Here is a 7,686-nt window from a genome sequence, read left to right as displayed (position 1 = left end):
GTGGCTGGGATAAGCTAAATCCAAGTAGTCAAATTTGTTGATACTTGGATTAAATGCTATAATTTTGCTTTAAAAATTTAAAGGTTTTTTATGGCTGCTGATGATCAAGAAAAAACAGAAGAACCCACGTCCAAGAAAATAGAAGATGCTCGTAAAGAGGGCAATGTTCCAAAAAGCCAAGATGCATCTGCTGTGGCTGTGCTTGTTATAGCTGTGGTTGTGGTGTTGTTTATGTTGCCTTTTATAGGTGAGAGAATTAGCGGTTTGTATAGGTTTTATCAAAGCTTTATAGGTATAGAACTTGATTTAAAAATCTTGCAAAAAATTATTATAAAAACCATGATAGAAATGTTTATTATGGTTTTACCTATTACTTTAACGATTATGGTTGCAGGCGTGCTTGGGAATTTAATGCAATTTGGTTTTATTTTTACCACCAAGCCTATTACTCCAAATTTTAACAAAATTAACCCTATTAATGGTCTTAAAAATCTTTTTTCTTTGAAAAAAATCATTGAAGCTTTAAAAATTACTCTTAAAGTTGGAGTGGTTTTTGGAATAGCTTTTATTTTTTTATTACAATTTATGAAAGAACTTCCTAGAGTGGAGCTTTATACGATTTATCCACAACTTTTATGGCTTAGGGATAAGGCTATTATACTTGCGGCTATTGTGATTATAGCTTTTTTGATTATTGGGCTTTTAGATGTGCTTTTGGTAAGGTATCAGTACTTTAAAAATTTACGCATGAGCAAACAAGAAATCAAAGATGAATACAAACAAAGCGAAGGAGATCCTTTGGTAAAAGGAAGAATTCGTCGTTTGCAAATGGAAGCAGCAAGACGCAGAATGGTACAAGATGTCGCTAGTGCTGATGTGGTGATTACTAACCCCACTCACTATGCGGTTGCTTTGCGTTATGATAGTTCTAAAGAAGCTGCGCCAAAAGTTTTAGCTAAAGGAGTGGACTTTTTAGCTTTGCGTATAAAAGATATGGCATATGAATATAATGTGATGATTTATGAAAATCCTCCTTTAGCAAGAGAACTTTATAAAGCATGTGAGGTAAATGATCTTATCCCACCAGAGCTTTTTAAAGCAGTGGCGGAAGTTTTAAGCTTTGTCTATACTTCTAATAGACAAAAATTTGCTGATAGATTAAAATAAATTTAGCTTTTTAATCAAGCTTATAATAGTCATAGTTATAGAAAGAGTGTAAATGCCCAAAAGCGCTATACGGTGAGATTTGAGGTTGATTTTTTCCATGATTTTAATACCAAGATAAACCCCTAGCATAGAACTAAGTCCTACTAAGCTTCCATTTTGCAAGACTTCTTTATCAATGATGTCATTATATACAAAAGAACTAATTCCTGAAATGGAAGCAAAAATCACAAAAAACAAACTAAGTGGTACTACTTTTTTAGTATCATAGCCTAAAAAATAAGCCAAAATAGGGGTGATTAAAAGCCCACCGCCAATCCCTAAAGATATAGCAAAAATTCCTGTAAATACGCCACAAATTAGCAAAATGGAATTTTTTAAGATATTAGAGTGGTTGATATTTCCAATGGTACTTTTTTGATTAAAAGCAAATTTTAAAAAAAATACAATACTCACGCATAGAAAAATACTTGTTAAGGTTATATCTGAAAAATATGAGAGCAAAAGCCCACTAAACATCGCACCTAAAAAGCCTCCAAAGCCTATGATAAGACCATCTTTTAAGATTAAATTTTTCTTTTTATAGTTTAAATAGGAGCCAAAAATAGAAGCAAAAATCATTTGTACAACAGAAATTGCAACAGCATGGTGAGAGCTAAGTCCTAAAGTAAGCATAAAAGGAACGATGATCATACCACCACCTATACCAAAAACTCCTGAAGCTATACCCGAAAAAATCCCTATAATCATATAGGGAAGTAAAGTTAAATCCATAATCTATAAACCTTTAAATAAAAAAATTGTAACAAAATAAAATTTATTTAGCTTTAGAAAATATAATCATAGTCGATTTATGATGATTATAAATATTTTTTTGGAGTTAATATGAAATTTTGCAAAAAATGCGTTATGCCAGATACTAAGCCTGATTTGCATTTTAATGATGAGGGAATTTGTGATGCGTGTTGCTCGCAAGAAGCGAAAAATCATGAGATAAATTGGCAAGAGCGTGAAAAAGAATTTCTAGAACTTGTGAAAAAATATAAAAAACATCCCGTGTATGATTGTGTCATAGGAGTAAGTGGCGGTAAGGATTCTACTTTTCAAGTTTTAAAATGTCTTGAGCTTGGGCTTAATCCTTTGTGTGTTTGTTTTGAACCAAGTATCCCTACTAAAATAGGTAAAAAGAATTTAAAAAATTTAAATAATCTTGGTGTTGATTTGATCCATATCAAAAGAAACCCTTTAGTGTATAAAAAATTATCCCGTGAAGCTTTTGTAAGAACGGGCGATAATGAATGGCAAAACCATTTGGGGATTTTTACATGTGTTCCAAAAGTAGCTGTTGCTTTTGAAATTCCTTTGATTATTTGGGGGGAAAGTCCGCAGATTGAATATGGTGGGCCAGCTAGTTCTAAAGAAAAAAACACTTTAGATAGAGAGTGGCTTGAAGAATTTGGTGGGCTTTTGGGTAATAGAATTTCTGATATGATTGGAGTTGATGGTATTAGAGAAAAGGATTTATATTTTTACACTTATCCAAGTGATGAAGAGCTTCAAAGAGTAGGAGTTACAGGGTTATTTTTGGGATATTATTTTAAATGGGATTATAAGTATAATTTAAAAATATCTAAAGAAAATGGCTTTAAAACTAGTACAAAACCAGTTGAAACTACTTATGAGAATTTTGAAAATTTAGATTGTTATTCAAATCATGTGCATGATTATTTAAAATACTGCAAATATGGTTTTGGAAGAGCTACGGATAATGCATGTTTGGATATAAGACTTGGCTATATTAGCCGTGAAGAGGGTGTGAGACTTGTAAATAAATATGATGGAAAGCCACCTAAAAAGGCTATTAAGAAATATTTAGAATTTAGTGGTTTTAGTGAAAAAGAATTTGAAAAAATTGTAGATTCTTTTACTAATAAAAAGATATTTAAACGCGATGAAAATGGTAAATTCTTAAGAGATAGCGATGGATCATTGATAAAAAAAGATGAGTTTATTTTGAAATGATTTGTATTGTTGATTATCATCTTGGAAATTTTAAATCTGTTTTGAAAGCTTTTGAAAAACTTAATCAAGAAGTGATTATAAGTTCTAAAAAAGAAGATATAAAAAATGCTTCTAAATTAGTTTTACCAGGTGTTGGATCTTTTAAGCAAGGTATAGACAATTTAAAAAAACTTACACTAGATGAGCTTTTAAAAGAATGTGTTTTAAAAGATAAAAAACCTATTTTGGGAATTTGTCTTGGTATGCAACTTTTTGCCAGTAAGGGATATGAGGGCGGAGAGTGCGAAGGGCTTGATTTTATAAAAGCAAGGGTTTTGAAATTTGATTTAAGTAAAGAAAAATTATTGCACAGTGGCTGGGATGATTTACAGTTTAGTGATAAAAAAAGCAAGCTTTTTGATGGAATTTTAGAAAAAAGTGATTTTTATTTTGTGCATTCTTATTATGTAGAGTGTTTAGAGAGAATGGAGACTTCTTTTTGTGAGTATGAAAGACCTTTTTGTGCAAGTTTTGAAAAAGATAATATTTTTGCTGTGCAATTTCACCCTGAAAAAAGCCAAAATGTAGGTTTGAAACTTTTGGAAAATTTTGCAAATTTAAAGGTCTAATATGCTTAAAACAAGAATCATACCTTGTGTGTTATTAAAAGATCATCAGCTTGTAAAAAGTATCAATTTTTCTTCTTTTAGAACTATAGGACATGTGGTAAGCACAGCTAGGATATATAATGCTAGAAATGTTGATGAGCTTATAGTTTTGGATATTAATAAAAACGGTGTTATAGATTTTGAAAGCTTAGAAGATATAGCTAATGAGTGTTTTATGCCTTTAACTATTGGAGGTGGGATTAGAACTTTAGAAGATATTAGAAAATTGCTAGATATAGGTGCTGATAAAATTAGTATTAATTCTATGGCTTTACAAGATCCAGATTTTATTAAAAAAGTAGCAAATACTTTTGGAAGTTCTTGTGTAGTATGTTCAATTGATGTAAAAAAAGATAAAAATAAATTTAAAGTTTTTAATAATGAAATTTTAGATATTGATCCGTTAGAACTTGCATTAAAATACGAATCTTTGGGAGCAGGGGAGATACTTTTAACAAGTGTTGATAAAGAAGGAAGTTCTTTAGGGTATGATTGGGAATTACTAGAGTATTTCAAAGGTAAATTAAAAATTCCACTCATTATTAATGGAGGGCTTTCTAAGCCTCAAGATGGGATAAAAGCTATACAACTTGGTGCGAATGCATTAGCAGGTGCTTTTATATTTCATTTTAGTCAATATACTCCAAATGATGTTAAAAATGAGCTTTTAAAAAATAATATCCCTGTGAGGATTGTTTAAATTTACAAAATAAAAATTATTATCTTCTTTAATAACTTCAAACCCACATTTTAAATATAAACTTAAAGCTTTTGTGTTTTCTTTGAAAACACAAGCGTTTAAAGTTTGAACTTTTAAAACATTGAAAGCATAGTTTTTAACTTCTTGCATTAAAAGCTCGCCTATACCTTTTTTTATACCATAGAGTCCAAATTCGCATGAATTGTTAGTTATATTGATAAAATCAATCACACCTATAGCTTGTTTGCTATCATAAACTAAAAAGTATTTTTTAGTTGTATCTGTTTTTAGGCTAGATAAAAAGCTTAAGTGTTCTTTTAAAGTGATATTTTGTGTTTTCATAAATTTAGCAATACTTTCATTATTTCGCCATTTTAAAACGAGCTTGATTTCTTCTTGGTTTAAGTGGATAAAATCTTTTAAAACTATCATATAAAACTCTCCACTTCATAGCCTTTTTTAGCAAGCCAAGTTGCAATTTTTTCTTGATTTTTAGCATAAGCTATGGCTTTAAAATTTGCTTTTAAAATCAAAGCTTCGTTGACTAATGAGCTTGCGCTAATGATGAGTTTTTTACTTTCATTCATCAATCTAGCAAGGTTATGTTGGTCTATTAGAATTTGTATATTAGGGTTTTTTTGGCTTAATTTTTGAAGCAAATTTAGATGAGAATTTGCTTTTGTGGTAGCTATGATGATAGTTTTATTTTTATTTAGTTTATTTGCTATATCAAAGGAAATGTTTTTTGGATCACTTCCCCCTATACAGATAAAATAATCATAAATTTTCTCTCTTTTTATCTTGCTTTCTTGGTAAAACTCATCGCGTATTAGAGCATAGGAAAAGCCACATCTTAATTCACAATACTTTGGCACTAAATTTTCATAATCACTTTCTTTAGCATAAGCATTGACATTAAGTAAAATATCGCAAAAATGTTCTTTTATCTCATCATCAAAGCTAAGAATTTTAATTCCTGTTTCTAATTTAATGAGTTTTTCATCATCTGCAGTGATTTCATAATGATCAATGATTAAAAGATCAAATTTTTCCTTTTTGATGAGATTGATGAGTTTATATATGCTAGCACTTGTTAACTCATACACAGGATAAGGAATTTCATCTATTAAAGAGCCTTTTAGTGGTAAACAAGCAAAAGATACATCTTGGTATTGTTTAGCTAACAAAAGATCTCTTTTGATATGTCCGTGTCCTATAGCGCTAGAACTATCGCTTCTAAAAAGAACTCTCATTTGATTTTATGTTCATATCCTCTTTGTATAATGGTTTCTTGTAAAGGAATTATACCTCTATTCAAGGCTTGTTCGTGAGCTTTGATATGAGCGATAATTAACTCAAGCCAGTCAATATGTTCTTTTATCCATAAAAGTGATTTATTATATACATCATCTTCATTGATAGGGTTTAAAACATAAATTTTAGCAAGATTAAATTCAAATTGAGCAAGTAGTGGAGATAATGTTTCATGAAGTTCTTCCATATTTGTTAGATTTTCTATGTATAGTTTGATTTCATCGATTTTTTTGATTGCATATTCAATATTTTCCTTGGCATGAATATTTTGATAGGTCCACTTTAAATTAGATAGATAAGTTTGCATAGTATCGTTTAGAGTATGACAATGTGATATGCTTTTGTTAATCTTAGAGTATGCTTCAATCATTAATTTGTTTTGTTTATCAAAATCTGGAGCACACAGTTTTTCAAAAGGCTTTTTTAGTTCTTTTTTTAACAATTTTTCACATATATATTTAAATGTTTTTTCTGTGGTTCCTTTGATTCTAGCCCCACCCTCGGTACAATTATAAGTGATGACATCATATTGCTTAAAGCGAACAATATCACTTTCAAAATTTTGACGAAATAGAGTCCAAGCAAAAGAACTTTGAACTTTGCCTTTACCACCATAAGCTTCGCATTCATATTTTCCATAATCTTGTCTATAAGCTTCATCTTTTATAGGATAAAGATGCCCATCTGAATGTGAATTTCCATTGTTGTTGTATGCTAAATCTTGTCCAATCAGAATAATATTTTTATGGCCAAGATCGAATGCTAAATTTGCGGCCATATTAGCAACACTCCATCCTGTTGCAAGATAGCCATATGAATGTAGTTGCATAAAATGAATAAAATAAGCTCCTGTAGGAAAAACTAATAAATAATTTCTATTGTTCTTATCTAGATACTTTATTGTATTAGGGTGAGTGTATGATTTAAGAACAAAAACTATATCTTCGTCAAATTTTCCAAAATCATTATTGAAAAATTCACTAGTTAAAGCTACTCTTTCTAAAGATAAAACGTAATCTGGTTTGATATTGTGCTTGGCTAAAATAGGATATGAGCTATCTGCGCAAAAAATGGTAGCTTTACTAGCATATTGTTTTAATAATGGAAGTTGTTTAGAAAGGCTAGGACCAGTGGCGACAATTATAGCAGTATCACTTAAATTTTTTCTTTTTTGTAGAAGCTCTTTATAATCTGGATGAGTTAATATTTTAGGGAGGTTATGTGTAAACTGTTCAATACCTTGAAGAGCATCAAGAGGTAGATTTCCATATTTCAATGTGGCTTTTTTTAAGTATTCTAGCATGTTGTTGTTGACTTTTAATATGTCATTATGATATCTTTCGTAATAATCAGAATGTAGTTCCAAAAAGTATGTTCTTGCAAAATTTAGCATAGGTTGTTGTTTGCACATTGATTCATAATCAATAATCTTTAAGCAGTTTGTATTTGCAATTACAAGTTTAGCTTCTTGGAGTTCCTTGCTAAAATCTATAATACTAAAAGCACTATGGATAATCTCTAAATCTTTTTCAAAAACAATAATGATTTGATGATGAGGATTTTGCAAAAGGGCTTTGTATAAAATTCCGTTTCCAAATCCGTAAAAATATAATACAGGATGTAAGCGGTATTTTTCATTGTATATATTAAGCATAGTATTCAATTCTTCTAAAGGATTTTTATAAATAAAAGTATTGTCCTTGGTGTTTAGAAAATTTATATCTAAACTATCATTACCTTGGATAATTTTGTATTTTGTTTTTTTAATGGCTGACAATGTTTGACCTAATTTTGTTTTTATGCTTTTGATATTTTTTTGTAGCATAGCATTTCCTTTTA

At 29.8% G+C, this 7,686-nt stretch carries 8 protein-coding genes; 4 read left to right on the top strand and 4 right to left on the bottom strand.

Going from position 1 to position 7,686, the window contains the following annotated elements; genetic code table 11:
• The first annotated feature begins 90 nt into the window (after positions 1-90).
• On the top strand, positions 91-1,167 hold the full coding sequence (gene flhB, locus CAMP5121_RS06745; RefSeq protein ID WP_039628948.1) for a flagellar biosynthesis protein FlhB: 1,077 nt from the start codon (positions 91-93) through the stop codon (positions 1,165-1,167).
• On the opposite strand, the gene CAMP5121_RS06740 is transcribed toward flhB, so the two are convergent.
• Positions 1,159-1,938: a sulfite exporter TauE/SafE family protein gene (locus tag CAMP5121_RS06740; protein ID WP_337215165.1), complete on the bottom strand. Its 780-nt coding sequence runs from the start codon at positions 1,936-1,938 to the stop codon at positions 1,159-1,161. The two genes, flhB and CAMP5121_RS06740, sit on opposite strands and share 9 nt — an antisense overlap.
• Before the next feature lie 111 nt (positions 1,939-2,049).
• Here CAMP5121_RS06740 and pseA point away from each other — a divergent pair, with 111 nt between their 5' ends.
• Genes pseA through CAMP5121_RS06725 form a run of 3 tightly spaced genes read left to right on the top strand, consistent with a single transcriptional unit; the run spans position 2,050 to position 4,533 of the window.
• Positions 2,050-3,186, top strand: coding sequence for a pseudaminic acid biosynthesis protein PseA (gene pseA, locus CAMP5121_RS06735; RefSeq protein ID WP_337215164.1), 1,137 nt, complete (start codon positions 2,050-2,052; stop codon positions 3,184-3,186).
• Positions 3,183-3,794, top strand: coding sequence for an imidazole glycerol phosphate synthase subunit HisH (gene hisH / locus CAMP5121_RS06730; RefSeq protein WP_337215163.1), 612 nt, complete (start codon positions 3,183-3,185; stop codon positions 3,792-3,794). Before pseA ends, hisH begins: the two co-directional genes overlap by 4 nt.
• A 1-nt stretch (position 3,795) precedes the next feature.
• On the top strand, positions 3,796-4,533 hold the full coding sequence (locus tag CAMP5121_RS06725) for a HisA/HisF-related TIM barrel protein (RefSeq protein ID WP_337215162.1): 738 nt from the start codon (positions 3,796-3,798) through the stop codon (positions 4,531-4,533).
• Here CAMP5121_RS06725 and pseH read toward each other — a convergent pair.
• From pseH to CAMP5121_RS06710, 3 genes are read right to left on the bottom strand one after another with little or no spacing between them, the layout of a single operon-like run.
• Positions 4,501-4,965 (bottom strand): UDP-4-amino-4,6-dideoxy-N-acetyl-beta-L-altrosamine N-acetyltransferase, encoded by a 465-nt coding sequence (pseH, locus tag CAMP5121_RS06720; protein ID WP_263669024.1) that lies wholly within the window; start codon positions 4,963-4,965, stop codon positions 4,501-4,503. The genes CAMP5121_RS06725 and pseH overlap by 33 nt on opposite strands.
• Positions 4,962-5,786 (bottom strand): UDP-2,4-diacetamido-2,4,6-trideoxy-beta-L-altropyranose hydrolase, encoded by an 825-nt coding sequence (gene pseG / locus CAMP5121_RS06715; protein WP_337215161.1) that lies wholly within the window; start codon positions 5,784-5,786, stop codon positions 4,962-4,964. Before pseG ends, pseH begins: the two co-directional genes overlap by 4 nt.
• Positions 5,783-7,672, bottom strand: a complete 1,890-nt coding sequence (locus tag CAMP5121_RS06710) for a motility associated factor glycosyltransferase family protein (RefSeq protein ID WP_337215160.1) — start codon at positions 7,670-7,672, stop codon at positions 5,783-5,785. Before CAMP5121_RS06710 ends, pseG begins: the two co-directional genes overlap by 4 nt.
• Positions 7,673-7,686: the final 14 nt, after the last annotated feature.

The sequence above is a fragment of the Campylobacter sp. 2352 PW genome, assembly GCF_024723575.1.
Classification (GTDB): Bacteria; Campylobacterota; Campylobacteria; order Campylobacterales; family Campylobacteraceae; genus Campylobacter_D.
The sequence above is the reverse complement of the archived record's forward strand: the minus strand, read 5'-3'. Positions and strand labels throughout refer to the sequence as shown.

Bases quoted from the DNA above. Each gene is read 5' to 3' on its own strand.
- flhB (WP_039628948.1), top strand. From the start codon at position 91: ATGGCTGCTGATGATCAAGAAAAAACAGAAGAACCCACGTCCAAGAAA.
- CAMP5121_RS06740 (WP_337215165.1), bottom strand. From the start codon at position 1,938: ATGGATTTAACTTTACTTCCCTATATGATTATAGGGATTTTTTCGGGT.
- pseA (WP_337215164.1), top strand. From the start codon at position 2,050: ATGAAATTTTGCAAAAAATGCGTTATGCCAGATACTAAGCCTGATTTG.
- hisH (WP_337215163.1), top strand. From the start codon at position 3,183: ATGATTTGTATTGTTGATTATCATCTTGGAAATTTTAAATCTGTTTTG.
- CAMP5121_RS06725 (WP_337215162.1), top strand. From the start codon at position 3,796: ATGCTTAAAACAAGAATCATACCTTGTGTGTTATTAAAAGATCATCAG.
- pseH (WP_263669024.1), bottom strand. From the start codon at position 4,965: ATGATAGTTTTAAAAGATTTTATCCACTTAAACCAAGAAGAAATCAAG.
- pseG (WP_337215161.1), bottom strand. From the start codon at position 5,786: ATGAGAGTTCTTTTTAGAAGCGATAGTTCTAGCGCTATAGGACACGGA.
- CAMP5121_RS06710 (WP_337215160.1), bottom strand. From the start codon at position 7,672: ATGCTACAAAAAAATATCAAAAGCATAAAAACAAAATTAGGTCAAACA.